Source organism: Bacillus sp. TH13 (genome assembly GCF_016651175.1).
Lineage (GTDB): Bacteria > Bacillota > Bacilli > Bacillales > Bacillaceae_G > Bacillus_A > Bacillus_A thuringiensis_S.
This window is the reverse complement of record NZ_JAEKEJ010000024.1, coordinates 40,058-65,696: the sequence shown is the minus strand read 5'-3', so window position 1 is coordinate 65,696 and position 25,639 is coordinate 40,058. Positions and strand designations below refer to the sequence as shown.

Below are 25,639 nucleotides of genomic sequence, written 5' to 3'. Positions count from 1 at the left end.
GGAGGAATTAGGGTGTTGGAGTTCCCTCCTTCGGTTCTAGCGCTGTAATATCAAATATTGTGAATGAATCATGATCCAGTGGGCGTCCATTCGCAAGTTGGCGAATGAGATATAATCGTTGATCTTCGACCATACGAAGAACATCAGTTGATTCTAATTTTTGCTCACTACCAACACCCATAAAGTAATCTTTAGGTTTTCCGGAAATCATTCGATTTAATGGCACCGCTGGTGATTGAACCATCGTTAATCCTGAAACGCCAAAATTATCATAAGTCCAAGTACCATCGTCTTTACGTTTTGCACCAATCGGGAAAAATTTCGTTGCATAGTCTAACGGATTCACGATTAAAGTGACGCCAGTATAGCGGCGTGTCCCTTTTTTAGTTGTTGGCGCTAAAATCTCTTTACCAATTGTAGTTGGGCTAAAATCCTTTAATACAACAGGCTCTTTGTCTGGATAAATACCATCCGTTACAGCACCTTTTAGGTCTTTAATCATACCAATTGGTTGTTTCTTTCCTGTTCCGCTAACAACAACATTTTCTAATTCTTCTGCTACAACTTCTTTCATGAATGTACGAACATATTTATCTAACCAGCTTGGTCCCAATTCAAACATCGCTTTACATACAACTAGGAATCCACTTAGTTTAAACATCCCTTGATCTACTGTATAGAATCCTTCGTCTGTCATTTCCTTGATGTTATCACAAACATCTCCCCAAAATACTACACTTGCACCCTCTTTACGTAGTACCCATTGCGTAGTAGCTCCAGTTGTTTGGAAATTAATTAAAGATAATAGTGGATGCTCTTTTTCAAGGTCTTCAAAAACTCGTTCGAAAATTGTTGGTGGCATTAATTTTGTCACTTCATCAAATGACTGCACCTCAATAGCGGCATTGTAAAATTTCTGTTCTTCATTTGTTAAAGCACGCACACCACGAGCGGCCAATACTTGAGCATCCCATTTCTCGTCTTTTGCTTGTTGCGCTTCGTTAATAATACCATTCATCATGTCTTGAATATGCTGCATATTTCCTTCCATGTTTGCCACAATACGTTCAGCAACAGCTTGCGCATCACCATTTTCAAGCGCTTCTTTTACATTCGTGATTTGCGATTCCTTATTTTCAATTACACTTCGATCTAAATTTTTAATCGTCATTTTATTACCTCCTGATTTTTTCCAATAAAAAAAGCACTGCTTTACGCGCGCTTGAATTTACTTAATAAATTTGAAGTTGCACTTGCTACTACTGGTTCATTCTGCTGTTTATTTTTATTTCGGAATTTCTGAAGTACATTATTTTTAAATTCCTCTGGATCTACCACATCATCATCATCTTCTACCTGTTCATTTACCTTATGAGCCAATCCAATTTCTACTGCCTCATTTGCGGTAAACCATGTTTCATTCGCAATCATTGTCTCAATTTCTGAACGTTCTCCTTGATAACGAGTCATATAAATATCCGCAAGCGATTTGTCAATTCCCTCAAGAGCATTCAATGTCTTACGAATATCTAGTTTTGTCCCCCACGTCCATGTAGAAGCTTCATGAATCATTAACATAGAACCTGTATTCATAATTAATTCGTCTGCTGCCATCGCAATAATAGATGCGGCGCTTGCTGCCAGTCCATCTACGTTAATAACGATTTTAGCCGAATGGTTTTTAAGTTGGTTATAAATCGCGATCCCATCAAATACATCCCCGCCAGGGCTATTCAGATTGATATTAATAACATTTGCCGAAGTAGCTTTCAATGTTTTCTCAATATCAACCGCTGATGTAGAATCACTCCACCATGATTCACCAATATCACCATAAATCGTTATGTCCAGTGAATCAGCTTTTGCTTCTGCCTTAAAGGCATGTTGAACATTAACTAGATGATTATACTGTTCATTTTTATAACGTCTCATTCTTTTCACCTCCCTCCAAAGAATCAGCTTCTTGATAATTCTTTGTAACAAAGCGCTTATTTGCCCATTCTTCTTCAATGGGCTCTCTACCAAGAATAATTAAAATGTCATTAATAGATAAACCACCGATTGCAAAGAGCTTATCTAATGCTGTTGCTAGTTTCGTAATATCAACAACCTTAATTTTTGTTGTATCAATCTTTAAATATGTGCGGTCTATATATTCTTTTTTACTGTACATCTTTCGGTTAAATTCATCTTGGATCAATTCAGCAATTGGATTAATGCAAAAAGCTAAGAACGAATCCAATTGCTTTTCAATGTCCGCTACATCACCTTTTAAAATCCCTATAGGGACATGAAAAGCAACTGCTACATAGTTAAATATGTCATTGATCAAATCACTAATATCACGACTCGTACTGTTATTTGCTACACCATTTTTACTATCACTCATGTCTTCAATTGTATAGCCATCTTGTAATTGAAAAGCTGAACCTACTTTATCAGCATTAAACCAATTTTTTAACTGTCCCTCAAACATTTCATCAATCGCTGCCTGCGTTTCTGGATCTTGCGGCCTTAAAAAATCCCCTTTGATTAACAAACGTTTATTATTCTTTCTTTTATAATAATCAATTGAAGATGCAAGCAATTTCCCAAAACTACTATACATTCCATCTATAATTTGCATAATATTACGATCGTTGAGTTTAAAGTGAAACACTTCTGATTCATTAAATGATTTTTCAAAAGTAAGCTCACCTACAGTTATGTCATTATATATATTTTCTTTTAATGCAAACTTATTAACATGAAAAGAATCTGCAATATACAATTGCTCATTTTGCATAATAACTACACATTCATTTTCCATGATTAGATGATTTACCAAACTATGCATAAATTCCGATGCATTTTGATTTTGATTTGGTTGCACATTTAATAAATAATGATTTTCACCACGTTTTTCTTTCCCTTTTTCAAAGGTTTGAAATTCACACCTCGTTAAAGCATTTGCAATTAAATCAATACAACTTTCTACAGCTAACTTTTTATAGAAATAGTCAACTCCTAACTCATAAAAACATGAATCTAAAGTCAGAGTCTTCCTGCTTCCAAAAAACCTCTTACCCAATCTCTTAATCCCATATACTCACCACCTTTTACACATTAAATGATTTAAATATTTTTCTAACATTCTCTTTTGTTAAAACATTAGATTCTTTCAATTCACTATCTAAATTAAGAGCATGTAAAAAAGCGTGAAAACCATCTGTTTTCCGCTTCTCTGGATCAATCTTTGCATATTCGATATTCCCATTGTTTTTATTATCCTTGAAAGTGTTCCATACATACCAACGCATTAATAAGTCATCACCAAATACTAACTTTCCATTAATAAATAAATCATCAACAAGTGGTGATAATTTTGAATGCGTAATATGTCCCCTTCTTACAATTCCAACTTCAAAACCCGCTTCTTCAAGTACAGGTCCTAATACACTTGCACGGTGCGAGTCCATACAAATCTTTTTGATTCTATATTTCTTAGCCATTTCTAAGAACCAATTTTTAACCCGGTGTGGATCAATAGATTTTTCAGTTCGAATAATGGTACATAATTCTTTTGCTTCTGCTTCTCGGATAACATCCATATTTATATCTTGAATATCTAGTGCAACTTGATTAATAAAGGAATGATGTAACCAATATCGTTTATTATCTTTTTTAAATAATAGACCCATTCCACAAAAATCTCGTACTTGTGCGAAATCCACAGCACCAATACATTCAAGTCCAGATAAATCTGGTATTGATTGATTTGTTCGCTCTAATTCATCCCAGGTACAAACTGTTTCTAAGATATTTGAAATCGGGATATTCATACGCTTTGTCATAAATTCGACTCGCAATTTCGAATTACGTTGCATTTTTTGGTATTCCCGTTTCATTTTTATTTTTAACTCATCATTGTATGGTAAAGAAGGATTCGCTTTCTCCCAATTTGCTGGATCATCGACCTCATCTTCACTATCTAACTTACAAATGAATGGTAAAAAATGAATATCTTCAATCTCGCCAGATAAAATTAATTTTGCTGTTTCTTTTAAATCATCAAGTGGCCCACCTCTTACGTGTCCATCTGTTGTGGTGTAAATGATTCGGGAACCTCTTACTTTACCTTGACCACTTGTATAAACATTGATATTATCGTAATTTTCGTATTCATGTGCCTCATCAAAAATTACACATCCAGTACGTTTACCGTCTTTTGTCCGAGAGTTGGAAGTGTTATAATTCATCACTGAATTTGTTTTTTTATGTTGAATTTCTTCTAATGTCCATTTAAAGATTTTTTTAAACTTCTCTTTAAAAGATGGCGTATTTATAACATTATATACATCAGTAAATGTTCTCTTCGCTTGATCTTCACTGGTTGCAACTACATCAATATCGTAATTATTAATACCATGATGTCCGGTCATCATATAAAAAGAATCATATGCCATATAACCTGTTTTACCGCCACCACGCCCCATCAATATTAAAACTTCATCAAATACAATACGATCATCTTTTTTGAAGCGTACGCCATACATCAATGCATTTAAAAACTTTTGCCATAGGAATAATTCAAACGGAAAATATTTAGCAGGAACACTAATAGAATCTTCTGCTGCTTTAGCATTGAAGTAGATGTCGTCTCGACTTAATATTTTCCGAACATATTTCATTAATAATTTTTGTTCTTTACACGATTTGATTTGACCACTTTCTACCATACTCATATATTCATCGATATATGGATGGTATGTTGCCGATTGCTTAGACATCATCGTCATCATTACTTCCATCGTATACAGGTTCTTTTAAACCAAGCACTTTTAATAAGTCCGTCATACGCTTATTGGTTTCACGAAATTCTTTCGTAGCTGGATTAGCTTTCATTCCCTTTTGGCTTTCACTATTCTGCCATTCAATCATTGGTCCATTCTTTTTAATTTCTCTCGCTAATTTGTTTTTCGTATCGAACAATGTTATGTAATCGTCGACAAGGTCAACATAGTGCATACCATTCAAATTAGCATTTTCCAATTGTTGTAATAAATCTTGTTTGATTTGTGCTTTCTTTGATAGTTTTTGCACATGTACCCCCCCTCTTAATTTGATATCTCAAAAAATATTTTTTCCCATCTCCTCCCCCCGTTGAATGGTCCTCCAAATAAAAACAAAAACTTTTGACCGGGGGGCTGTTTAAGAAACTAATTCAAAGTATCCTTCAATAAAATCCAAAATAAAAAAGACTTCTTTACTAGAAATCTTTAGAACGTCTGTAGTAAATATTAAATTCTCATCTTCTTGTAATCTTTTTCTAACATCAGTAAGTTTAAGTCTCTTGCACTTCCTTGGGTTCACACAGTCTCTTATCTGACAGTAACGCCAATAAGAATACTTTCGGAACTGATTAAGCATGTCGCGTTCATATGACGTACGCTCGTCCTTCTCAGCGTATTGAATCATTAAGTCAGTATCGAATGCCCAACTACCATCCACAATAATCATAGCTACCATCGTTCCTCATTAATGAACTTAGGTACCTTCTTATCGACTTTATCCAATCGATCATGTACTTCATTGTGACATCGAATGCATAAGCATTGTAGGTTATCTAAATTCATTGCTAAGTATGGATGTGTCTTCACCTCTTTAAGATGATGCACATTCTCAGCAGGCTTATATTTACCTTTCGACTTACACATTTGACATTCGTGATTATCACGCTGTAGAGCCTTGAGCCTTAGTGCTCTCCACTCTTTAGACTTATAGAATTTCATAAGCTTACCTTCTCTAATGAGCTTAATATAGTCCATTATTAACACACCGTCCTTGCTCTTATGCATCTAGGCTTACGATCCCACACCTGTGACTTCATTACACTATGTTTAATATATCCGTATATTTGTTTAGGTGTTGTAGGTTCATATTCATAATCAAGACATTGCATGAAAGCTCTTGCCAGTTCCTTTATCGATTCCCAATTATGTTGAATCCGATTGCTGATTACTTCACATTCTTTATATAATTCATAGAACTCCTTTAATCGAGACTTAACTTCATCTTTCATTACCTCACCTCTTATCCTTCTCTAACAAATCATCCATCAACTTATTGATTGCACTTGTTATAGCTTCTTCTCTATCTTCAAACGTTGTATCCATTTGCAATTCATCTAACACTTTAATTACATCCGGTAACTTTTCTAATCCAACATATTGTTTAATTTTCTTCTTACTACGAAGAGCTTTAAGAATTATTGCGACAATCATTGCTTTTTCGAGCTTATTGAAATTCATTCGCTTTCACTCCTCTTGCAATCACCGATTCATGAATTCTTTCAGCTAACTTTTCCGCATCGATTTCACGAGGTGTCTTCAATAACTCTTTAATTCCTTTTGTTAATAAATACTGTTCCGTTTCCTTCGACAAAACAATATCCGAAGGCAGTTCATTTGTTGTTATAACATCAATCAGAAAATCTTCCACCACACTCTGACCTTCACAAAGGAACATTCCTGCCATCAACTTAATGTCATGTTTCTTATCTTTTATTAAATGAGCAAGCTTTATAAGTTCTTTATAAATTTCTCTCCTTTTATTAATAAGAATGGTTTGTTCAATGAGACTTAAGTTTTCTTTATCCATCTTTCATCCTCCTCCAAAATAAAAAGCACCCCAATGGATGCTTTAAGATCAATTATTTACAATTAAATTACGGTATGTGAAGTTTTATTATTCTTTCAGCTAACAACCACGACAGACATCCTCGGAAAACTTATCAGGTTCTCCTAATTCTGTCTACCTAGAATGTTGTTAGCTCAAAGAAGAGCAAAAGCTCTCCTTATTAACGGTAACATCCAATCAGTACCATCTGCTGGTTTCGGATTTTATGTGCCGTCATTACGAACCGTTTAGAAATATAAGAACAACATAGTGAGTTGTGTTTTCCGCCACTTCTCACAATACAAATATATCATGTTAAAAACCAAAACGTATCCGTAAATCGTTCGCAAATAGTCCGCAGATAGTTCACGAATAGTTCGCGTTTTTTATTTTCTTTCTCTTCAGTTAACAATCTTGGGTTTCTTACTATGACTGACCAATCTTTACCAGAACTCCAATTAATACCTCCTATTAATTGAATGCCCTTTCCTGTACCGTTAATAATTGGAGTGAAATATTCTCGTCTTGCTTCAATATTAGCCCGCAATGTTTCTCGTAAATTCTGTTCCACTTCATCATAAATGACTACACCGCAATTTAACCCATCATTACTTCTTGTGCTTTTTTTCATCGTTTTTCAGCCTCTTTTCGCATAGTTTTGAATAAATATGTTCTTTAATCCTAAGAAATGAATTAGCTATAACCTGGATTGTGTTGAGTTAGCCTATCCTGTTTTTTCTTAGAGCTATCAAGCTTTCTGGCATTTCATCAAAATGAATTTGACACTTTCAGTTTAAAGCTAATTCAATAAGTGATAAAAAAATAAAAGAATTAGATTCTAAATTTCCTTTGATAATCATTTAATGTATCTTGTTGGATTCCTATATATCTTAATGTCTCTTTCTGATCTGTGTGATTTAACATTTGTTGTAAAGCAACTACATCTTTAAACTGTTTATAATGATGATACCCATATGTCTTTCTAAGTGAATGAGTCCCAATACGTTCTAATCCAAATTCCTGCGCTGCTTGATTCAATATGACGTATGCCATCGATCTCGTAATTGGCTTGTTCTTACCATTCCTACTTTTGATGAGAAATTCATTCTTTGGTTTTCCTTTTGTATAATCTCTTAATGCTTTCTTTAAATCAGATGGCATCTTTACATCTTTAATTTTATTCGTTTTCTTTTCACGAATAAAAATATTCCATCCTTCAACGTCACGTACTCGCAAGCGTAGAATATCTGAAATACGTAATCCTGTATTAATACCAAGAAGAAACAGAATGTAATTACGTTCATTCTGTTCCTTGAAATATTCTTTTAGTTCTTTAATCATTTCTTTGTCTCTTATCGGCTGTACAATGTTCATACTACTTCTACCTCTTCAGTTTGTGCCTTCTGTTTATACACTTCTTTTCGCAAACTGAAAGCTAAACGTAATAAAGCTTTCCCTTTCACTTTATAATACGTAGTTCTACCCAATCTCACTTCATCCATTATGTGCGGATCATAGCCCTTCTCTTCTTCCATATAATACATATGAATGATCTGTCTTTCTCTTTTTGGCAATCTGTTTACAGCTCTATGAACCCAATTCATAAATTTATCTCTAGCCATTTCATATTGTAGCCTTTCAATCGCTATGTTTTCTGTAGAACTGTTGAATTCATTTGTTACGGATGGAGGAACAATTGAATACGATGGAGTTACTTTTGGTAAAATGTCACTTGGCATTTGAGATAAATACATACGATACTCCTCAAATACTTTTTCAACTTCATTTTTTGTCTCTTCTTCATCTAAAACAGGCATTTTAAATGATAATTGTTTATTCATATTAAATTCCTCCATTGTTATTATTTTTGTCTTACTGCTTCACGTCTGTGTTCATAACGTGGTCCATGAACTCCCATTAACTCTTCAATTTCACGAGTACTAAATTTCTCTTTTCGCTTTTTCTTGCATTTCTTCTTTGCTGATTTGGATTGCTTTTTCCACTCACGTAACTAATCCTTTAACACCTTCATTTCCCCATCTCCCTTTTCAAAATAAAAAGGACACCCATTCCTAAAACAGCTTTAATTGCCGCTTTAATGAATTGGTGTCCTCTAGTTTTCTAGCCGAACTTTATTCTTTTTTATATTTATTCCTTATTTTCTTTGACTAAGTAAATTCATAATATAAAACTTTCTTCAACATAATTATTATACATTTAACCTTACTTTTCAAGCTGTTCAATTGATTTACTAAGTATACAAATTAACAAAAATTCATACAGCTAAATATAGAATTCATATAAAAAGAGATTGTCTTTAAAAGTAATTCTATAAATACTTTTTGACAACCTCTTTTTACAACTAATTTTTTAACCAAGACATATATTAAATACTATTCGAATGTAATACCTGCACTCACAAATCCTGCAATAACAGAGGCTAAACTTAAACCAAGTGTATTTGTAGAAACAACTAATAATATTTTGTCTTGTGCAGCTACCGGAATCGCTTGTGCACTTATACCCGTCGAAGTAGTACCAATATTAATAATATTCAATGCTGGAGCTAATAACAACGGTGTACCTACTGGAGTAAAGGTATTGCTTGTCGCTGGTGCGCTGTACAATTGCAATTCAATTTGCACGTTACCTAGTAAAGATATTGCTGCTGTTGCACTGAAGAAGCCGGCTAATGAAGTAATTGTACCCGCTCGAGGTGCCACAAATGCAAAATCAGTAATTAATGGACTTAAGTTGATTGAGCCACCACCTACTTGAACACCAACAAACGAATTTCCAAACCCTAGAACTGTCCCTGTATCAGCTAGCCCTCCAAGAACCGTTACTAGTACTGCTGGAATTCCAGATGCGTAAGGAATGATGGACCCTGCTCCCGCACCTCCTGTTGCTCCTGTTGCTCCTGTTGCTCCTGTTGGACCTGTCGGGCCTGCCAAACCTGTGTCTCCTGTCGGACCTGTCGGGCCTGCTAGACCTGTGTCTCCTGTTGGACCTGTCAGGCCTGCTAGACCTGTGTCTCCTGTTGGACCCGTCGGACCTGCTAGACCTGTGTCTCCTGTTGGACCCGTCGGACCTGCTGGACCTGTGTCTCCTGTTGGACCCGTCGGACCTGCTAGACCTGTGTCCCCTGTTGGACCCGTCGGACCTGCTAGACCTGTGTCTCCTGTTGGACCCGTCGGACCTGCTGGACCTGTGTCTCCTGTTGGACCTGCTCCACCACCAGTCCCTGCTGGACCTGTCGGGCCTGTCGCCCCCGTTGCTCCTGTTGGACCTGTCGCTCCTGCTCCTGGAGTAGCACCAATTAATTGAGTTAATAAGTTTAATAGGAGTTGTAAACTTGCAGGGTCAAGAATTAATGAGAAGAAGAATGGTGCAAGCGCACTATAAAATTGTTGTAACAACGATGCTAATTGACCTAGGTCTGGGTTTGGAGATTGTAGTAAAGTTATTATGCTTTGAATTAATTGTTTTAAATAATTACCTTCTGGAGATGGTGGTAACGAGTTTAGTAAATCTAATAGTTGAGTAAATAAATTGAGTAATGTTAATCTATTTGCATCACTTGGATCTGCAAAGAATGCGGCGATAGCTGTTATTAATGAGTTTAATAAAGTTATTAGTTGACCCAATTGCTGACTATTAATTGGTACTGTTTGTGGATTATTACAGCAGTCTGACGTAAAAACAATTGGATTGCAATGATTGTGACCAAAACAATTATTACTATTCATTTGTTTCCTCCTTATTTAATATTTTGAGAGAATATTTTTAAACTAAGAATTATTCTGTTTTAATACCAATAAATATCTTGGCACCTGAATTTTCCTTAGAATAAAAATAGCTACTAATAATCAAGTTGAAAATTCAAGTTGATTACGTTCACAACTCACATATTATAATTATACGTACGGATATATTTAGTGCTTAGATTAATCCCCTAATATAAACGTTTATTTTTCAAAAAATCACTTAAACGCTGCCAACTAATTATTTTTTCATTTTTCCACACAATTTTTTAAAACATTGCATATAGTACATAGAATCCTTACTTTTCGAATCATTCATTTGTTCATGACTCACAAACATTAACATCATATGAATGATGTAGTGATTCACCAAAGAGCGTCTTTAAAAGGCGTTCTTTTCATTTTTCTTATCCAAAATTATATTAATAATACAGGCACACTCTGTTTATTTACCATGACTAAAGGGGATAGATACTTCCCGCTAATTATTTTTCTACTTTTCTGCACCAAATTTTAAAGCATTACATACAGTACATAGAATCCTTACTTTTCGAATCATTCATTTGTTCATGACTCACAAACATTAACATCATATGAATGATGTAGTGATTCACCAAAGAGCGTCTTTAAAAGGCGTTCTTTTCATTTTTCTTATCCAAAATTATATTAATAATACAGGCACACTCTGTTTATTTACCATGACTAAAGGGAATAGATACTTCCCGCTAATTATTTTTCTACTTTTCTGCACTAAATTTTAAAGCATTACATACAGTACATAGAATCCTTACTTTTCGAATCATTCATTTGTTCATGACTCACAAACATTAACATCATATGAATGATGTAGTGATTCACCAAAGAGCGCCTTTAAAAGGCGTTCTTTTTTATTTCCTCTTTTCTACAAAAAGATTATTTTATTAAGTTTTCACCAGCAATACCTTTAAACTCTTAGATTCAAAATGAACATCTAGACACATGCACCATATACTAATTTAAATACTTCCTAAGAAAGTAGGTGAAAAATATGCCATCTATTCTTGGAAACCTTGTCGTACAAAATAGTAACGGTTCTTTCAATTTAGGAGATTTTTATAATGTTTCTCCAAAAGATAATCAAAAATCTTACAATGGTTCAGGCGCAACTAATGCCGCTTTTATTGTTAATACCTTTAACGGCGTTAGTGCAACAAACACATTTGATTCTGATGTCGCTGACCAAGATCAAGTAGTAACAAACTAAAATGATTCATTTCCCTCTATCCCTTGAATAAAACTCAATATTCCGTTAATACTGTAAATGGAGGAATTTTTATATACCCATTTATTCCTCCCTTTCTCTAAAGGCTGAGCAGTTAGTTTTTTTGCTGACTGCTCTTTTAAATTCAGCACCTTTTATGCGAAAACGAATAATTTATATAGAGTATTTTTGATGCACCTTTCTTTATCGGCTCATTTGACTATTCACTCCAGGAAAGAGCACTGTTCAAAGGTGCTCTTTTTTCATTGTGATACATCTGTATATTCCTTAATATTAAACACATACTATACACAGGCGATAAGCCAAAACTCCTTTAATTGTCCAGTACTTCTTCACTCTTTTTGTATGAAGCAGTTAGCTTTTGCTAGCTGCTCTTTTATATTAATGAACCGTCGATTATAATTGGAGCATCTTTATATTCATTAAATTCTTCTTCCCATTTATGTTTTTTCTCATTTGAACATATTGCATTTAGTGTGTTTATAAATATCTCGAGAGCTTGTTCTCTAGTGATTTCTAAAGGGAGTCCTTCTTCTTTAACCTGTTCTACACTATCACCTCCAACATTTTCTACATATACTTTAATTGCTTTATCCGCATCTCCATCCACTGCAATTAACGCATAATATTCATGCTTATTAAACTCAAAGTATTTCATATCCGTTCCTCCTTGAATAAAATTCAGCGTTTCGTTAATAATAGACATAGGCTCCATTTGTCACGAATCAACCTTACACTTAGCATCATTTTTTAACATAGGGGCCGAGCAGTTAGCTTTTGCTAGCTGCTTTTTTTCATTTTTCAGCACCTTTTTTATGAAGTAACATACTTTGTATTGAACACTTTTCAATACACCTTCATAGAGCCTGCTTAAATGGTTTATATTCACTCCGAGGAAGAGCACTGTTCGAAGGTGCTCTTTTTTAGTACAAAACTTCTCAACATAATTAAAATTCATTATAAATGTAATATCCGACGCATATACCTTATAATGGGATAGGTATTATGTATTGGCATTGAGAGAAGCACTTAATCAGGGTGCTTCTCTTTTTTTATAAAATGAAATTTTTATAATAAACCTTCAATCTTTGCTATCGCTTCAAATATCGGATAGATCTATTGTGGCACGACCGCATTTCCTAAACTTCTAAGTCTGTCCATCCCATTAGCCACTCTACCCACGTCGGGTTCAACTTCCCACTCTCCGTTGAAACGCACATGGATAGGTTTCCTCTGTCCCTGTTGTCTGACGCTTGAGGTGTAGGGAAGAATATTTGTTTCGCTACCCATTCTTCTAAATTCCCTTTGTTCCTTTTGGCTATCTTCTCGTTCAATACTGGCTGCACCAGATTCGCTCTCGGAGTAGGCAACAATGAATATGCGGTTTCTTTTATGTCTGGCACCGACGGCACAAGCTGGTATAATAAACGATTTCCCTTTGTAACCGATGCTTTCCAAGTTAAATAACGTTCTGTCGAGCTCCATGTTTGCGAAGTTAGCAACGTTTTCGCCAACAACCCAAGTGGGTCTGATTTCTTCAATAATCCTAAACATTTCTGGCCAGAGGTCGCGGTCATCTTCTTTGCCTTTTTGCTTCCCGGCAACACTGTAAGGCTGGCAAGGGAATCCTCCTGCCACAACGTCAATTGTTCCAACATCAACACCCCGTTCTACTAATGATTGTTTTGTAAGTGTTCGTATATCTGAAAAGATTGGTACTGTAGGCCAATGCTTATTTAATACCTTCTGATTGAATGGCTCGATCTCGCAAAATGCTGCTGTTTCAATGCCAGCCCAATCAGCTGCTAAACTTATTCCTCCGATTCCTGAAAAGAGATCGAGCATCTTCATAGTTAATTCTCCTTTTCTACTAAAATGAAGTTTTTATTTAGCTACTTGATAAGCTTTACAAACCCATGATTCATCTTCGTCTGCATCATCCGCAAAGAATATTTCTATCTTCAATTTCAAACCATTCTCCATTACGGCCGTCGCCTCAAATACTCCGCTTATATGATCGAATTTCTTGATATCCTCGTCCTCTAACATTCCGAATTCTTCTGGGAGACTATCGTAGAATTTTTCTACTGCATTTTCTAAATCATACTGACTTTTATATGTTTGTTCGTGAACTAACTGGACCACCATTTTCATTCTCCTTTTCTAATAAAATAGCGTTTTTGTTAGAAACTTTTCACCTTTTAATCAAACAAGCATATGTTATTGTATGGAGACACTCCATTCCATAAGTTCAAACCTTTTAGTCTAGGAGCACACTTATATGTGTGCCCTCTTTTTTATTTATTTTCAAATAACGATTTTGTTTGAATACATTCACCAATTTCATACTTTTACATACTTTAATACTGTATAATGTGAGCTCGTCACCTCCATTATAATTAGGTGTAAAGAGCGCCCTTGATTAGCGCTCTTTTTTGTTTACTTGAAATTTTCACCTTCACTCAAAACATACATATGATATATTGCTGTACATTTTAAATTCTCACTTTTCGATAAGACTCTTGGTCAAAGAGCGCTTTCCCGGGCGCTCTTTTTCCGTTTAAATAAGGATTTAGTTATAAAATTTCACCTATCTAAAAAACATACATACAATATCTTGGGTATCCTTTTTCAACATTAGTTTTGGTCAGAGCGCCTTCCTCTCAAGGCGCTCTTTAATTTCCAAATAAGAATTTCGTTTAAAATTCATTAACCTTATTGCTTCCTTTGCATACAGTATTATCACAAGAAATTCCACAGGTGGCTCTGATTCAGTTACCTTGAATTTCTTGCACACCTTGTGGAAAGAATCCGTTTGTTATAAACGGGTTCTTTTATTTTCCCATCATAAAATAACTATTTTGTTTAGTTTTCTTTCTTTAAAATTCTTTCCGGCTCTATCTCCCACTCTTCACAAACCTCACATAAGTCAAATGCAATACAATTGCTTTTTAGATTCACTTCCATACCACCTTCATCGAAATGTTCATGACCAACTAAATCTGTAAAATCTTCTAATTCGGAGAAGTAAAGCCAAATAATAAGTTGATCTCCACGCCAATCCATTTCCTTGTCTTCGCAAAATTTATACAAATCTAGTTCAGTCATTTTCCATTCCTCTTTCCTATTTTTCTTTATTTTGTCTGATAATCTTTCAGTCAGACCTGTTAGTAAACCTATAATCCAACCTAGTAAAAATATGAACGTATATCCCACTGCACCACCTACTTTTCTACAAAATAACGCTTGTGTTTAGTTTTCTTTATATTCAATTTTGCTAGCATCTAACGTTTCAATATTTTCAATTGAACCAAAGCTAGGATGCTCATTTATTCCTTTGAGCCATTCTGTAACTACCTTATTAATTTGTTCTTGAAGCTTTTCCCCTTCTTCCATCGGTACACCTGAAAGCCAAGATTCTGCAACTTCTCCACATTCATCGGTTGCCCGTTCATACAATTCGTCCAGCAACACATCTGCATTGATCCATGGCGCATACTGTTTGAATTGCCCAATTTGGAATTCATTATCAACTGCCGCTCTATCCGCTACCATTCTATCTGTCCAATCTTTTAAAGCTGCTTGAATAGCTTCTTCTTTTGTTTCATATTTATCACTTGTCCAAATCTCATTATTACTATCAAGGTTGTACATCCATTTCATGTCTCTCATTCCCCTTTTCTTATAAAATTCAAATTTTAAAAGAATGCTAGTTGACCGCCAGGTCTTTCTAACAATGAAACAAGTTCCTGCTTTGGTGTTTCTTTAACTTCTTCTAGTTCTTCTGCTAATTCCTCAAAATTAGCAAACCAATGTATCGGAAAACATCCACATAATTTTTTACGTTCTGGATCATGCCAAAAGAAACAATGTGTACCTTTAGGCTTTAGAATGTATTCCTTAAGTGGTTTATCTTTATAGCCTTTTGTTCGCCAAATCAATTGAGCTTTATAGAATTTACTTTCATCTAAATTAGGCATATTAATTTGCGGTTCTGGTGTCAAAACCTCGCTCTCCACCACTTTAAACCTCTCTACTGGATAACATCCAAAATGCGATTCCTTACGATCGAATTTGCTGACATAGTAATGATTAGGCTTAGCTGGGAATAAAAAATATTCTTCATTTATTCCCAGTAAAGCTGAATGATCCACATCTATGCACATACCTTTCATTGTTTAATACCCGTTATTCTGACGTTGATGATTTACTTCGTTCTTCTTGTAATAACTTTGCTCCATCTCTTCAAATGTGAATCCTAATTTCTTACCTAAACCTAAGAACGAGTACAATAATTCCTCATAAAGATCAATGTCTTGAGTTGCACGAAATTCCGATACAGCTTCATATACATTGTTGAATTGACTGACTAAAGAACTTGCAGAAAAAACATTTGCGTTGTGATTTAAAAATTCCGCACTATATTCATTAGGATTAAAGCCAATACCGTTGCCTAATGATGCTATGAAATGTAAACCGTCAACATATTCCATCAAAATAACTTCTTTTTCACTTGACCCTTTATTACTCCAATGCTTAAAACATCTAGTTTCATTTGCAAGCTCTCCTATTTCAACTTGTAAAGCAAGGATCATATTGTAAAATAAATTTTTGCCTTCCAATCCATGTTCCTTAATAATTCTTGTATCCAATACCTTTTGCATTCCAAATATTTTAGTTAAGTTCATTTCCATTCGCTCCCTCACTAATTTAATTACGCTACTCTTTTTTTCGTATCTTTTAAACAATTAAGCATGTATTCTAAACCGAACTGATCCAATATTAATGTTGCTATTTCAATTTGATGCCTTCTTAATTTGTTTGCTATTACTTCAATACCAAGCTGCTTCATCCATAGATCCTTAAAAAGCTCTATATCGTTTTCATTCCAAATGAAATTTACCTCTTCTAAAACGATGTAGACATATAGTGGCATTTCTTTTTTCTTTTTATTCCGAACTTTCTTGTCGCCAATATCTCCTAAACCCATTTTTCTTTTGCGGATCTTAAACTTATCCACTTGATCTAAAATAAGTGCCGCCACTTCTATTTGCTTTCTTTTAAACCTTTTCGAAATCTCTAAAAGTGTGTAGTTACTATTCCAAAGTTCTCGAAACTGGAAAACCTCTCTTTGATCCCAAATAAAATCTACTTCTTCTAAAGCAATTCGAACTTTAAAAGCCGACATTTCAAACACTCCCTTAAAAAGCTAATTACTTTATCATTTCATTGGAGGTAGTTTTAACATGACCAACTTTACCGTTAACCCAAATTACAACTTGTTCACCAAAGCCACTTGCCGGTGGGTCAAAAGAAAGGATTTTCCCATCCGTAACCACATATACTTTATTACTTGTAACATCAATCTCTTTTTTCATATGTTCCTCTCCCTTTTTCTCACTTCATGTACTCGACAACATCTGGCTTAAATCCACTGCCTAAGTAAATCCGTACCGGGATTATTTCTTTTTTATCCCTTGCTGCCTTACACAATTCTTCGGCTGCATCCCAATTAAAAAACTTATCTACAGCTCGTTGAAATCTCCAAATTGCCATTGTATAGTGTTCAAAGATGTCATAACGATCATCTTGTTTAGTTGTACGTGGTAATTCATCCGTGCATTTAGCGTTCTTGGGAACATGAACGCGTACATCTGCATATGTAACCCGACCAGGTCCCCTCTTTACATTTGCTTTCATTACATCGAACTCACAAATCGCAGGCTCTACATCAAAAATATTTAGTTGTTTAGGCATTTGCCATCCCACACTTTTGAAGAAGGTCGAGCAATTCATTTGCCCCTTCCTTACTCAAAATCATTCGCCCACCTAACAATTCGATGTTGGATTCAGACACTTTACCTGTTACAAAACATGACTTTTCTGATTTTCTTAAAACGATGTTTTCCCCCTCGACATGAAAACCTATCGCTGCGCCTTCAGCAATCCCCAAACTTCTGCGCAACTCTACTGGAATTAATACACGCCCTAGCTCGTCGACTTTTCTTACAATACCTGTGTTTTTCATCCTTAACTCCCCCTTAATTTGAAACTAGTTCACGAAACATTTCCTCATTTTTTGTATCAAGTGCATAATCGATGAGTTGATATTTAAGCAATCGATCAACCTCAGCATGATCTTCTTCATTAAGATATGGCGTTAATGTACAGTCATCATTTTCAACTACTTCCAGATACAATTTATTGCTGTATTTTCCTGTGAAATTTATTTGAATGTAAATTGTTTCCTCTCTATTCTCGTCAAAATGTTCAAATGTACTGAAACTACTCATAACAATTTCATCCCGTTTAAAAAATATGAACTCGTTATCCTCTAAAGATTCTTCTGAAATTTTAATTGCATATGCATACGCCTTAGCATCTTCAACAAATTGAACTCGCTTTGTGAAATGGTCATATTTATTGAATGTAAATAAAAGTCGATACCCTTCATCACCTTTTGATAAGACGTTCCTTAGCAGGAAGTCCATAAAAGCTCGCTTTTTATCAACCGGAACATTTTTCATACCTTACTCCCCTTTAGTATTTTTATATTTGTTTAAAATCTCATCAAAACGTTTCTGACTATCTTCAAGATCATCACTTGGAGTTTGCTGCGGTTGCTGTATTGGCTCCTCTTTTTCTTTTTCTTTTTCTTGTTCACGTAACCAATCTGGTACAGCTTCAGTTCGGCTAACGAAGCCTTTGCCAGTACGCTTTTTATTTTGCTTACTCATTTCAAATCGAGTATCTAAAGCAGCAACATCATTTAATGTTTTCACTTTTGCCTTTTCCCAACTACTTAAAATACTACGGATATATCTCCACTTTGGTACATTTTCATCAATTGCTTTATTAACAGCGTGAGTAATTAATTCATTACCGAATCTATCACAAAACTCACCCAATTCTTGGATTGCAATTTCACTTAACGGAATACCCTTTTGAAGTAAAAAGTTGTAACTGATTTTAAATTCTTGATCAATTAATTTTTGAGATGAAGTAGCATTATCATCATCATTTATATTTGTAGTAATCTCTGTAGTAATATTTGTAGTAATCTCTGTATTTGTCTTACGTTCTAATGTAAGAGGCTCTTCCGTTTCATCGTAAGAGGGTGTTCCTTTAGAATGTAAGACCCTCTTACTTTCTGATGTAATAGGGCTATTACGTTTCAAAGTAGGAGGGGTGTCATTCCCCCAATACATAACGGATATTTTTTGAATCATTTCAGGTATGGGTTCAACATACATAACGTTATTGCATCTTGTCCCATTAACAACAATCGTCCTAAATTCAATTTTTATAAGACCACGTTCTTTTAAAAAATCGCACGCTTCTTTCACTTGCCTTTTTGTAAATCCAAACGAATCGGCTAATTGTTGATAGCTTTTTTGGAGCATGTCTGCCTTGAACTTTTGCTTGTATTGAACTTGATTAGACTCTTCACTTCTTACTTCAGTAGGTTTATACCAATACACGAATTCTCCTAAGACAGTAATTGCAACAATATTAGGTTTGCCATTATCTAACGTGAGTGTTTTAAACCATCCATGATCTATTACATTGCCACGAAAATTTATTTGCCCTATTTGTAATACCTTGTTGTTCATAGCCTTCACTCCTTTTTATAAAACCAATGTGCTATTTCCCTGTTTTCCGTGGTATACTTATAGCAACTTGTTTTTTCGAAAGGACCCATTGCCGTGGGCCTTTTTATTTTGTTTCACATCACTCCAAGCCCATTGTTTTATTGGCTCATAAGTGATGTAAAGCAACCATGAACCACATGCGATTAACATTGCAAATATGACTAACGATGTTGTATCTTCCATTAAATCACCTCCTTATTTATCAAACGGTAATTTTGTTAAAAATCTGAAATTCTATTTTAACTACCATTTGTTCTCGCCTTTTGTACTTCTAACCATGCTTCCAAATCTTTTTGTAAGAAGAGTAACTTGCGCCCTTCTCTGATAACTGGAAATTGCGGATTATTTGCTAATTCATACATTCTGCAAACTGCTATGTTAAGGTAAGCGGCTGCTTCTTTCACTCGCATTACTTTATTTGGTTTTGATTGTTGTCGAAATGAAGCTAAAGCCGCTTGAATTTCTTCACGGACAACTTCACGAACGGATTCTTTAATGATTTCATCTAACCCCATTTTGTTTAATGTGCTTGTCATTTTTATTCCTCCCTCATAATTTTTTTGTCTATACACCCCATCGGATATGTAAACCTGTCAAACGCTACAACAAATACGATAATTTCTTTTCTCCTTTTAACCATAGCTCTCCACTTAACTATAAGTTAAGTTAGAATTAAAAAATTTTGATTTCATCTAGTTTCACTTTAAAAAAATCAGCAATCTTTACAATTAAATCATAATAGGGACGGCGCTGACCGTTTTCTATATACCAGTAATATACTTCAGTTATACCAATCGCTTCAGCTACATCCTTATACCTATAACCTCGTTCTTCACGTAGCTGTTTTAGAGTCTTCATATGCAATTCCTCTCTTCTATTTTTGTTGTTAAACACATAATAACTTAACCAAAGGTTAAGTTCAAGCCTTTTTGAAAAATTGTTTAAAAATTTCCCCTTCCAACTTAACTGATAGTTAATATATAATGTCAGTGAGGTAATATAAAATAAAATGAGCATGTTATAAAATAATATAAAATAAATTTTAGGGAGCTTGGAATATGTTTAATCATGAAAGGTTGAAATCGCTGATTGATAGAAAAGGAATTTCCCAACAACAGTTAGCTGATGCGATTGGTGTTAGCCACGTTTCGGTCTATAATTATGTTGAGGGAAAAAAGAAACCGGGTATACGTACACTGCAAAAGATAGCAAATCATTTAAAAGTTACTACTGATTACCTATTAGGAGTATCTGATTCACCACATTTAACAGCAGACCAAGATCTACAACTTACAAAAGAAGCCCAAGAAATCCTTCAAATCATTAATGATTTGCCTGAAAAACAACGCAAAAAGGCACTGGAACAGTTGGAGATGTTTGTTAATTATGAAAAAACAAAGAGAAATAACTAATAAAAATAGACTATCAAAATAAAAAGATAGTCTATTTTAAATAATTTTTTTACTTTTACATTCTTTAAGCACATATTCAATACTTCTTCCTTACGATTTTTTTGAATCCTACAAGTAATAAAGCTTTCTTAATTAAGATTAAATTCTCTACATTTTTCTCATCCTTCATTAAAGCCTTCCCCTTTGCTGATATTTCTGATTTATAAGTTAATTTTAACAAAATTCTACCAAATCAAAGCTAAACTAACTCAAATTTTAATTATTGAATTTTGGCAAGTATGTGAATTCAATAAAAAAATACGATCTTTCGATCGTATTTTTACTTTCCTTTAGCCTCCTGGCTTAATATCAACTTGCATATAAGCTGTTTTGTCAATGCTACTTTTGTTTACTGTTTTATAATCATTTGCTAAACCTGTTGTTACTAGTGATAATACCATGAAAGACATCAATAGAATCTTCTTCAAAATATCCATCTCCTCGTTCTTTTTTAAAATCAATCATCCACTCAATAACCATAGATTGTTCACCACGTCTATATAACTCCTTAGCTATTAAGCTGGAAAATAAATAATTGGATTGTGTAAAAAACTCACGTAAACATTTATGTAATTCAATATTGCTTTCTTGAGAAGCAGCTTTAAAGAATTTTATAAAATCTTCATTTTCTCTTTGATAAAACATTTCTTCCATTTTCATTATAAAATGCATGCTTTTAACGCGGTCACTATCCACTAATTCATAATACATTTCTGCCATTTCTAAGTTACATTTAGCCTCAACCTCTAATGGTTTCTCACTTATCATTTTAGCTTCTTTATAACTTTTCTTCAAGGAATTAATGCATTGTTCTTTATTTTCCGTCAAGTATGACATTCCTATAGTATACAAAGCATCAGAAAGCATTTTTTTACTGATATTAGCATGTTTAATGATGTATGCATAATGCCGCGCTGCTTCCAAGTTATTTAAACGTAAATATGCCGGCCCTAATACTTCAGCAATCCGATGTATATAACACTGCTTTATAAATAATTTTCTTTCACCTTTCAACTTCATTATTTGTTTTTCTGTTTCTTGCGCAACTCCTAACATCAAAACAAATTCCTTAGAAAAAGTAGTAATTATAACACTTCATTATATTCATTAAAATACGCAGGTCCGAATCAGTTGGAAGACCTATTTTTTGCATTTCATCGATTAATTTATCGCCTTGTATTTCATTAATTATATAGTTATACAGTATTTGGTAAACCGATACATATTCTTTAATCGTTCCATTTTCATGTTTATATTTTCCTAGAAGTTTTTCTAAAAGTGAAATATTCCTTGTAATTGTTGCATACTCAAAGCTTTGTTTTATCGCTTCTGTTTTTTCCAATTTTAAACACCAATCAGACATAACTTTGCGTTGCTCTTCGGGGGAAGTAGTTAATATATAAGAAATTTTCAATAATTTACAAAAACCTATTATCCCCTTATTTTTAAATTTCGATATATATTGAATACTTACTCCGAGTAACTCTGCAACATCCGTAAATGTTAAGTTCTCATCGTCTTCAATCATATTACAAACTTCAATATGTAGCGGTTTCACATTAATCCTCCTTCTTAATTTACTCTATAAGCGTATATTATCATAAGTAAACAAACGTGTATTCTGTTAAGTGACAAATAAAACTTGAGAAACATTTTGAAGAAGATACTTCTGCTAATTCGACGTAATTTTAGGAAAATAAAAATAACCTTAACGGCTACTTTTATTAATTAATAACAATTTAAATATGATAAAATAAATCCATCGCTGATATGTCCAAACATGTAATTTCCATAGCAGCAAAATTACAACTAGACTTCTACAACATTATTCAAAACAAAATTAAGGAGTGTTTTAAGTGAAAGGACATATTCGAAAAAGAGGAACTAAGTACTGTATCGTTATTGATATCGGTCCTGATCCAGAGACAGGAAAAAGAAGACAAAAGTGGTTTTCTGGGTATACAACAAAAAAAGAAGCACAGACTGATGTAGCAAAAAAAATTACGGAGTTGAATGAAGGGAATTTTGTGGAGCCGTCTAAACTCACTTTAAAAGATTATTTGATTCAGTGGTTAGAAATTAAAAAGATGAGTGTAGAAAAGAGTAGCCTTTCTAGATATCGGTCCAATATAAACAAACATATTATACCTAGTATAGGCATGATTCCACTTCACAAATTAAATGTAATGCACATACAAAAATGTTATCAATCTGCACTGAATAATGGTCTAGCAAACAACACTATACTCTTTCTGCACCGAACCCTAAAAGCAGCTATAAATCTAGCTGTAAAACAAAATATTATTTCTAAAAATCCAGCTACTTTTGCAGTGATACCCAAAAAAGAAAAAAGCTCCATCCAGACTTGGACAGAGGAAGAAGTAAAACAGTTTTTATTACATTCACAAGAATCACAATATCATATTGGATATCTTCTTGCAATAACTACGGGCATGCGTTTGGGAGAAGTTCTTGGGTTACGTTGGCAAGATGTTGATTTTAATAACCATACAGTTACAATTAACCAAACAGTAGGTCATGATAATTTAATTAAACAAAGTGCTAAAACTAATTCTTCAAAGCGCACGATCCCTATTCCTTTACAAGTAATTGAAGAATTAAAAAAGTGCAAGCTACAAATAAATAAAGATAAATTACGAATCGGTCCAGCCTATCATGATTTAGATTTAATCATTTGTAACAAATTAGGAAAAGTCACAATAAGAACAACTTTTACTAGACACTTTTACAGGATAATTAAAAATGCTGGGATTAGAAAAATTAAATTTCATGATACAAGACATACACACGCAACCCTTTTATTAAAACAAGGGGTTCATCCAAAAGTTGTTAGTGAGCGTTTGGGTCATACTGATATCTCTTTAACTTTAAGGGTGTATTCTCATGTCTTACCAAATATGCAGGAAGATGCGGTAAAAACATTCGCAAAAAGTATATTTTGATACTAATGTTTGCAAAATGTTTGCAAATCCCTTTAAAAATGGTTAAAAACGTTGATTTAAAGGAGTTTGTAAGACAAATGTTTCCGAACAGTAAGATCTAATGCAATCTCTGTAAACCCTTGATTCCGAATCATCACTTGTCTCATTGCGTCAGCGCCGTATGTGAGTGGAAATACTTTCCCTAACATTTGTAGCCACTTATTCATAGATTCCATTGGAAACAATCCAGAAAAGAAGATTTGTGGCACAATAACAAGCGGTATAAATTGAATCATTTGAAATTCATTATTTGCGTATGCCGATAAAAACGTACCTAATGTTAGTGCAGTTAAAGAGAGCATACATGTAATAAGTAGCGTTAGCCATATGGATCCAGCTACGTATAATTCTAAAATATAAACGGAAAAACTTACGATAATAATGGATTGTATAAAGGCAAAGATTCCAAAACCAATAATATAACCTGCGACTATTTCCCATCTTCTTACTGGGGTGGATAATAACCTTTCTAGCGTACCACTTAAACGTTCTCTTACGAAAGATACACCTGATAATATAAATACAAAGAAAAATGTAAAAAAACCAATTAATACAGGACCAAGCCCATCAAACATCGTAAAGTCTTTAGAGCCATGTAAATAATTTACTTCAGGTTTCATAATTGATACTTCATTCTTCTCTGTGCTTTTTTGCAATACTTGAAGTACAGCACGATTTTTTGACGAATCACTACCTTCCAACAGAAGTTTCATTTTTCCATTCTCTATTCGAAGTACTGCATCTACCTTTTGTTTTTCCAACTCAGAAATCGCCTTTTCTTTACTGTATTCATAAATTGACGCTTCTTGATTTTTCATCACTTTTACTATTTGAGCGGGCATATCAACAACAGCAATTTGCGGTATATAGTCTTTCTGTGTAAACACTAGCGATAATAGCCAAAGTAATAACATCGGTGCTCCAAACATCATTGCTAACGAACGCTTATCTCGAAAAAATTGGCGAATAATACGAATGATTACACCAGTAACTCTCATGATTGCACCACCTCTTCTAGCAAAAAGACATCTTCAATCCGTCCAGATGACACGCGTTTTTTCAATTCTTCAGTTGTTCCAACCGCAACTAGCTTCCCTTCTCTAATTAATCCTAGACGCTCACAAAATTCAGCTTCATCCATAATGTGCGTCGTTACAATAATCGTTGTACCTTTCTTTTTAAGGTCATGAAATTTTTCCCAAATCGTTTTTCTAAGAAGCGGATCTATCCCCACTGTAGGCTCATCTAAAATTAATATTTCTGGTTCATGGAGGAGTGCTATTGCTAATGATAAGCGTTTTTTCATTCCACCTGAAAATTGTTGTACTTGCTTTTTCATATACTGTGATAATTGTACAAGTTCAAAAACCTCTGCAATTCTTTTCTTTTTACGTTTTCCCTTTAGTCCATACATCGTTGCTATAAAATCTGCATTTTCATATGCTGACAATTCTTCGTATAATGCATCCGCCTGGGCCATATAACCAATTCTTTTCATTTCATTTAAATTAGGCATATTAGTATTATTAACAAGCACTTCACCTTTCGTTGCCTCATTAATACCTGCAATCATTTTAATGAGCGTTGTTTTCCCCGATCCAGAAGGTCCAACAAAACCAAAAATCTCTGCTTTTTCAACTTGCAATGAAAGATTGTATAACACTTCTTTTTTCCCAAAACTTTTTGATACAGTCCGTAAAATAATGGAAGGTTGTTGCACGTTTCATCCTCCTTTTCCAATAAAATGAGTGAGTACTCACTTTTATTTTACTCTTGCTTAATTATATGTCAAACTTCATTGATTAGTATGTATGTTCATTCAACGATATTAAACAATGAAACAGAGTCGACA

The 25,639-nt window shown here is 34.1% G+C and carries 36 protein-coding genes and 1 pseudogene; 3 read left to right on the top strand and 34 right to left on the bottom strand.

Translation table 11 applies throughout. The features are described from left to right. Positions 1-7: 7 nt before the first annotated feature. The 14 genes and pseudogenes from JFU02_RS08180 to JFU02_RS08115 all read right to left on the bottom strand — a co-directional run bounded on the left by JFU02_RS08180 (position 8) and on the right by JFU02_RS08115 (position 10,406). Positions 8-1,171 carry a phage major capsid protein gene (locus JFU02_RS08180; RefSeq protein WP_201070701.1) on the bottom strand — a complete coding sequence of 388 codons (1,164 nt, stop codon included), beginning with the start codon at positions 1,169-1,171 and terminating at the stop codon, positions 8-10. Positions 1,172-1,212: 41 nt separating this feature from the next. Further along, positions 1,213-1,932 (bottom strand): head maturation protease, ClpP-related, encoded by a 720-nt coding sequence (locus JFU02_RS08175; RefSeq protein ID WP_201070698.1) that lies wholly within the window; start codon positions 1,930-1,932, stop codon positions 1,213-1,215. After that, positions 1,919-3,084, bottom strand: a pseudogene (locus tag JFU02_RS08170) (phage portal protein). The gene JFU02_RS08175 and the pseudogene JFU02_RS08170 overlap by 14 nt, the downstream one beginning before the upstream one ends. A 14-nt stretch (positions 3,085-3,098) precedes the next feature. Continuing rightward, positions 3,099-4,778, bottom strand: a complete 1,680-nt coding sequence (locus JFU02_RS08165) for a terminase TerL endonuclease subunit (RefSeq protein WP_242488077.1) — start codon at positions 4,776-4,778, stop codon at positions 3,099-3,101. Next, a complete protein-coding gene (locus tag JFU02_RS08160; RefSeq protein WP_001170969.1) occupies positions 4,762-5,082 on the bottom strand; it encodes a P27 family phage terminase small subunit in 321 nt (106 codons plus the stop codon). The genes JFU02_RS08165 and JFU02_RS08160 overlap by 17 nt, the downstream gene beginning before the upstream one ends. A gap of 108 nt (positions 5,083-5,190) precedes the next feature. Then, entirely contained in the window at positions 5,191-5,499 is a 309-nt protein-coding gene (locus JFU02_RS08155) for a hypothetical protein (protein WP_201070762.1), read from the bottom strand. A 2-nt stretch (positions 5,500-5,501) separates the two neighbouring features. Next, entirely contained in the window at positions 5,502-5,771 is a 270-nt protein-coding gene (locus JFU02_RS08150) for an HNH endonuclease (RefSeq protein ID WP_242488074.1), read from the bottom strand. Positions 5,772-5,809: 38 nt separating this feature from the next. Continuing rightward, a complete protein-coding gene (locus JFU02_RS08145) occupies positions 5,810-6,061 on the bottom strand; it encodes a hypothetical protein (protein WP_201070692.1) in 252 nt (83 codons plus the stop codon). Between the two features lie 4 nt (positions 6,062-6,065). Further along, complete coding sequence (locus JFU02_RS08140) at positions 6,066-6,290, bottom strand: hypothetical protein (protein ID WP_201070690.1); 225 nt, start codon at positions 6,288-6,290, stop codon at positions 6,066-6,068. Beyond that, a complete protein-coding gene (locus JFU02_RS08135) occupies positions 6,277-6,639 on the bottom strand; it encodes a hypothetical protein (RefSeq protein ID WP_201070687.1) in 363 nt (120 codons plus the stop codon). Before JFU02_RS08135 ends, JFU02_RS08140 begins: the two co-directional genes overlap by 14 nt. 328 nt (positions 6,640-6,967) lie before the next feature. Next, entirely contained in the window at positions 6,968-7,288 is a 321-nt protein-coding gene (locus JFU02_RS08130) for a hypothetical protein (protein ID WP_242488073.1), read from the bottom strand. Positions 7,289-7,488: 200 nt separating this feature from the next. Beyond that, positions 7,489-8,031, bottom strand: a complete 543-nt coding sequence (locus JFU02_RS08125; RefSeq protein ID WP_086406157.1) for a site-specific integrase — start codon at positions 8,029-8,031, stop codon at positions 7,489-7,491. After that, on the bottom strand, positions 8,028-8,498 hold the full coding sequence (locus tag JFU02_RS08120) for an ArpU family phage packaging/lysis transcriptional regulator (protein ID WP_201070686.1): 471 nt from the start codon (positions 8,496-8,498) through the stop codon (positions 8,028-8,030). The genes JFU02_RS08125 and JFU02_RS08120 overlap by 4 nt, the downstream gene beginning before the upstream one ends. A 552-nt stretch (positions 8,499-9,050) precedes the next feature. Continuing rightward, positions 9,051-10,406, bottom strand: coding sequence for an exosporium glycoprotein BclB-related protein (locus JFU02_RS08115; RefSeq protein WP_201070681.1), 1,356 nt, complete (start codon positions 10,404-10,406; stop codon positions 9,051-9,053). Positions 10,407-11,448: 1,042 nt separating this feature from the next. On the opposite strand from JFU02_RS08115, the gene JFU02_RS08110 reads away from it, so the two are divergent. Beyond that, positions 11,449-11,664: a spore germination protein gene (locus tag JFU02_RS08110; RefSeq protein ID WP_201070678.1), complete on the top strand. Its 216-nt coding sequence runs from the start codon at positions 11,449-11,451 to the stop codon at positions 11,662-11,664. A gap of 394 nt (positions 11,665-12,058) precedes the next feature. On the opposite strand, the gene JFU02_RS08105 is transcribed toward JFU02_RS08110, so the two are convergent. From JFU02_RS08105 to JFU02_RS08030, 16 genes are all read right to left on the bottom strand, one after another. Beyond that, on the bottom strand, positions 12,059-12,340 hold the full coding sequence (locus JFU02_RS08105) for a hypothetical protein (protein WP_201070675.1): 282 nt from the start codon (positions 12,338-12,340) through the stop codon (positions 12,059-12,061). 458 nt (positions 12,341-12,798) lie between these two features. After that, a complete protein-coding gene (locus JFU02_RS08100) occupies positions 12,799-13,533 on the bottom strand; it encodes a DNA cytosine methyltransferase (protein ID WP_201070671.1) in 735 nt (244 codons plus the stop codon). 33 nt (positions 13,534-13,566) lie between these two features. After that, positions 13,567-13,830, bottom strand: coding sequence for a hypothetical protein (locus tag JFU02_RS08095; RefSeq protein WP_086406220.1), 264 nt, complete (start codon positions 13,828-13,830; stop codon positions 13,567-13,569). A 717-nt stretch (positions 13,831-14,547) separates the two neighbouring features. Continuing rightward, the gene (locus JFU02_RS08090) at positions 14,548-14,898 is read right to left on the bottom strand and encodes a hypothetical protein (protein WP_242488072.1); all 351 of its coding nucleotides are present in this window, start codon (positions 14,896-14,898) and stop codon (positions 14,548-14,550) included. A gap of 36 nt (positions 14,899-14,934) precedes the next feature. After that, entirely contained in the window at positions 14,935-15,345 is a 411-nt protein-coding gene (locus JFU02_RS08085) for a hypothetical protein (protein WP_142346347.1), read from the bottom strand. Between the two features lie 35 nt (positions 15,346-15,380). After that, positions 15,381-15,857, bottom strand: coding sequence for a hypothetical protein (locus JFU02_RS08080; protein WP_201070668.1), 477 nt, complete (start codon positions 15,855-15,857; stop codon positions 15,381-15,383). 3 nt (positions 15,858-15,860) lie between these two features. Next, positions 15,861-16,376, bottom strand: coding sequence for a dUTP diphosphatase (locus JFU02_RS08075; RefSeq protein ID WP_201070665.1), 516 nt, complete (start codon positions 16,374-16,376; stop codon positions 15,861-15,863). Between the two features lie 20 nt (positions 16,377-16,396). Next, a complete protein-coding gene (locus tag JFU02_RS08070) occupies positions 16,397-16,870 on the bottom strand; it encodes a sugar ABC transporter substrate-binding protein (protein WP_201070662.1) in 474 nt (157 codons plus the stop codon). Between the two features lie 25 nt (positions 16,871-16,895). After that, on the bottom strand, positions 16,896-17,060 hold the full coding sequence (locus JFU02_RS08065; RefSeq protein WP_002066822.1) for a DUF3954 domain-containing protein: 165 nt from the start codon (positions 17,058-17,060) through the stop codon (positions 16,896-16,898). A 19-nt stretch (positions 17,061-17,079) separates the two neighbouring features. Next, positions 17,080-17,439 carry a cell division protein SepF gene (locus JFU02_RS08060; RefSeq protein WP_086423721.1) on the bottom strand — a complete coding sequence of 120 codons (360 nt, stop codon included), beginning with the start codon at positions 17,437-17,439 and terminating at the stop codon, positions 17,080-17,082. Continuing rightward, positions 17,432-17,710, bottom strand: a complete 279-nt coding sequence (locus JFU02_RS08055) for an AbrB/MazE/SpoVT family DNA-binding domain-containing protein (protein WP_201070659.1) — start codon at positions 17,708-17,710, stop codon at positions 17,432-17,434. The genes JFU02_RS08060 and JFU02_RS08055 overlap by 8 nt, the downstream gene beginning before the upstream one ends. 13 nt (positions 17,711-17,723) lie before the next feature. Then, positions 17,724-18,209, bottom strand: coding sequence for a YpiB family protein (locus tag JFU02_RS08050; RefSeq protein ID WP_201070657.1), 486 nt, complete (start codon positions 18,207-18,209; stop codon positions 17,724-17,726). A 3-nt stretch (positions 18,210-18,212) separates the two neighbouring features. Further along, positions 18,213-19,295, bottom strand: a complete 1,083-nt coding sequence (locus tag JFU02_RS08045) for a DnaD domain-containing protein (protein ID WP_201070654.1) — start codon at positions 19,293-19,295, stop codon at positions 18,213-18,215. Between the two features lie 57 nt (positions 19,296-19,352). Next, positions 19,353-19,517, bottom strand: coding sequence for a hypothetical protein (locus JFU02_RS08040; protein WP_000390306.1), 165 nt, complete (start codon positions 19,515-19,517; stop codon positions 19,353-19,355). A 56-nt stretch (positions 19,518-19,573) separates the two neighbouring features. Further along, positions 19,574-19,849 carry a helix-turn-helix domain-containing protein gene (locus tag JFU02_RS08035; protein WP_041487944.1) on the bottom strand — a complete coding sequence of 92 codons (276 nt, stop codon included), beginning with the start codon at positions 19,847-19,849 and terminating at the stop codon, positions 19,574-19,576. A 157-nt stretch (positions 19,850-20,006) separates the two neighbouring features. After that, the gene (locus JFU02_RS08030; RefSeq protein ID WP_000854264.1) at positions 20,007-20,192 is read right to left on the bottom strand and encodes a helix-turn-helix domain-containing protein; all 186 of its coding nucleotides are present in this window, start codon (positions 20,190-20,192) and stop codon (positions 20,007-20,009) included. 200 nt (positions 20,193-20,392) lie between these two features. Here JFU02_RS08030 and JFU02_RS08025 point away from each other — a divergent pair, with 200 nt between their 5' ends. After that, the gene (locus tag JFU02_RS08025; protein ID WP_000481768.1) at positions 20,393-20,746 is read left to right on the top strand and encodes a helix-turn-helix domain-containing protein; all 354 of its coding nucleotides are present in this window, start codon (positions 20,393-20,395) and stop codon (positions 20,744-20,746) included. A 402-nt stretch (positions 20,747-21,148) separates the two neighbouring features. Here the strand turns inward: JFU02_RS08025 and JFU02_RS32450 are convergent, their stop codons facing one another. After that, a complete protein-coding gene (locus tag JFU02_RS32450) occupies positions 21,149-21,841 on the bottom strand; it encodes an AimR family lysis-lysogeny pheromone receptor (RefSeq protein WP_276571048.1) in 693 nt (230 codons plus the stop codon). 13 nt (positions 21,842-21,854) lie between these two features. After that, the gene (locus JFU02_RS32445) at positions 21,855-22,343 is read right to left on the bottom strand and encodes an AimR family lysis-lysogeny pheromone receptor (protein ID WP_346656159.1); all 489 of its coding nucleotides are present in this window, start codon (positions 22,341-22,343) and stop codon (positions 21,855-21,857) included. Between the two features lie 298 nt (positions 22,344-22,641). Between JFU02_RS32445 and JFU02_RS08015 the strand changes: the two genes are divergently transcribed. Continuing rightward, positions 22,642-23,748 carry a tyrosine-type recombinase/integrase gene (locus tag JFU02_RS08015; RefSeq protein WP_201070651.1) on the top strand — a complete coding sequence of 369 codons (1,107 nt, stop codon included), beginning with the start codon at positions 22,642-22,644 and terminating at the stop codon, positions 23,746-23,748. 56 nt (positions 23,749-23,804) lie between these two features. Here JFU02_RS08015 and JFU02_RS08010 read toward each other — a convergent pair whose 3' ends face one another. Then, a complete protein-coding gene (locus tag JFU02_RS08010) occupies positions 23,805-24,785 on the bottom strand; it encodes an ABC transporter permease (protein ID WP_201070648.1) in 981 nt (326 codons plus the stop codon). After that, entirely contained in the window at positions 24,782-25,507 is a 726-nt protein-coding gene (locus tag JFU02_RS08005) for an ABC transporter ATP-binding protein (protein ID WP_001187084.1), read from the bottom strand. Before JFU02_RS08005 ends, JFU02_RS08010 begins: the two co-directional genes overlap by 4 nt. Between the last annotated feature and the right edge of the window lie 132 nt (positions 25,508-25,639).

Coding starts and splice junctions, on each gene's coding strand:
- JFU02_RS08115 (WP_201070681.1), bottom strand. CDS start 10,406: ATGAATAGTAATAATTGTTTTGGTCACAATCATTGCAATCCAATTGTT.
- JFU02_RS08105 (WP_201070675.1), bottom strand. CDS start 12,340: ATGAAATACTTTGAGTTTAATAAGCATGAATATTATGCGTTAATTGCA.
- JFU02_RS08040 (WP_000390306.1), bottom strand. CDS start 19,517: ATGGAAGATACAACATCGTTAGTCATATTTGCAATGTTAATCGCATGT.
- JFU02_RS08125 (WP_086406157.1), bottom strand. CDS start 8,031: ATGAACATTGTACAGCCGATAAGAGACAAAGAAATGATTAAAGAACTA.
- JFU02_RS08120 (WP_201070686.1), bottom strand. CDS start 8,498: ATGAATAAACAATTATCATTTAAAATGCCTGTTTTAGATGAAGAAGAG.
- JFU02_RS08060 (WP_086423721.1), bottom strand. CDS start 17,439: ATGCCTAAACAACTAAATATTTTTGATGTAGAGCCTGCGATTTGTGAG.
- JFU02_RS08175 (WP_201070698.1), bottom strand. CDS start 1,932: ATGAGACGTTATAAAAATGAACAGTATAATCATCTAGTTAATGTTCAA.
- JFU02_RS08155 (WP_201070762.1), bottom strand. CDS start 5,499: ATGATTATTGTGGATGGTAGTTGGGCATTCGATACTGACTTAATGATT.
- JFU02_RS08025 (WP_000481768.1), top strand. CDS start 20,393: ATGTTTAATCATGAAAGGTTGAAATCGCTGATTGATAGAAAAGGAATT.
- JFU02_RS08140 (WP_201070690.1), bottom strand. CDS start 6,290: ATGAATTTCAATAAGCTCGAAAAAGCAATGATTGTCGCAATAATTCTT.
- JFU02_RS08130 (WP_242488073.1), bottom strand. CDS start 7,288: ATGAAAAAAAGCACAAGAAGTAATGATGGGTTAAATTGCGGTGTAGTC.
- JFU02_RS08050 (WP_201070657.1), bottom strand. CDS start 18,209: ATGAAAAATGTTCCGGTTGATAAAAAGCGAGCTTTTATGGACTTCCTG.
- JFU02_RS08070 (WP_201070662.1), bottom strand. CDS start 16,870: ATGTCGGCTTTTAAAGTTCGAATTGCTTTAGAAGAAGTAGATTTTATT.
- JFU02_RS08100 (WP_201070671.1), bottom strand. CDS start 13,533: ATGAAGATGCTCGATCTCTTTTCAGGAATCGGAGGAATAAGTTTAGCA.
- JFU02_RS08075 (WP_201070665.1), bottom strand. CDS start 16,376: ATGGAAATGAACTTAACTAAAATATTTGGAATGCAAAAGGTATTGGAT.
- JFU02_RS08150 (WP_242488074.1), bottom strand. CDS start 5,771: ATGAAATTCTATAAGTCTAAAGAGTGGAGAGCACTAAGGCTCAAGGCT.
- JFU02_RS08055 (WP_201070659.1), bottom strand. CDS start 17,710: ATGAAAAACACAGGTATTGTAAGAAAAGTCGACGAGCTAGGGCGTGTA.
- JFU02_RS08030 (WP_000854264.1), bottom strand. CDS start 20,192: ATGAAGACTCTAAAACAGCTACGTGAAGAACGAGGTTATAGGTATAAG.
- JFU02_RS08165 (WP_242488077.1), bottom strand. CDS start 4,778: ATGACGATGATGTCTAAGCAATCGGCAACATACCATCCATATATCGAT.
- JFU02_RS32450 (WP_276571048.1), bottom strand. CDS start 21,841: ATGTTAGGAGTTGCGCAAGAAACAGAAAAACAAATAATGAAGTTGAAA.
- JFU02_RS08095 (WP_086406220.1), bottom strand. CDS start 13,830: ATGGTGGTCCAGTTAGTTCACGAACAAACATATAAAAGTCAGTATGAT.
- JFU02_RS08085 (WP_142346347.1), bottom strand. CDS start 15,345: ATGAAATGGATGTACAACCTTGATAGTAATAATGAGATTTGGACAAGT.
- JFU02_RS08110 (WP_201070678.1), top strand. CDS start 11,449: ATGCCATCTATTCTTGGAAACCTTGTCGTACAAAATAGTAACGGTTCT.
- JFU02_RS08180 (WP_201070701.1), bottom strand. CDS start 1,171: ATGACGATTAAAAATTTAGATCGAAGTGTAATTGAAAATAAGGAATCG.
- JFU02_RS08045 (WP_201070654.1), bottom strand. CDS start 19,295: ATGAACAACAAGGTATTACAAATAGGGCAAATAAATTTTCGTGGCAAT.
- JFU02_RS08010 (WP_201070648.1), bottom strand. CDS start 24,785: ATGAGAGTTACTGGTGTAATCATTCGTATTATTCGCCAATTTTTTCGA.
- JFU02_RS08080 (WP_201070668.1), bottom strand. CDS start 15,857: ATGAAAGGTATGTGCATAGATGTGGATCATTCAGCTTTACTGGGAATA.
- JFU02_RS08035 (WP_041487944.1), bottom strand. CDS start 19,849: ATGGGGTTAGATGAAATCATTAAAGAATCCGTTCGTGAAGTTGTCCGT.
- JFU02_RS08065 (WP_002066822.1), bottom strand. CDS start 17,060: ATGAAAAAAGAGATTGATGTTACAAGTAATAAAGTATATGTGGTTACG.
- JFU02_RS08135 (WP_201070687.1), bottom strand. CDS start 6,639: ATGGATAAAGAAAACTTAAGTCTCATTGAACAAACCATTCTTATTAAT.
- JFU02_RS08145 (WP_201070692.1), bottom strand. CDS start 6,061: ATGAAAGATGAAGTTAAGTCTCGATTAAAGGAGTTCTATGAATTATAT.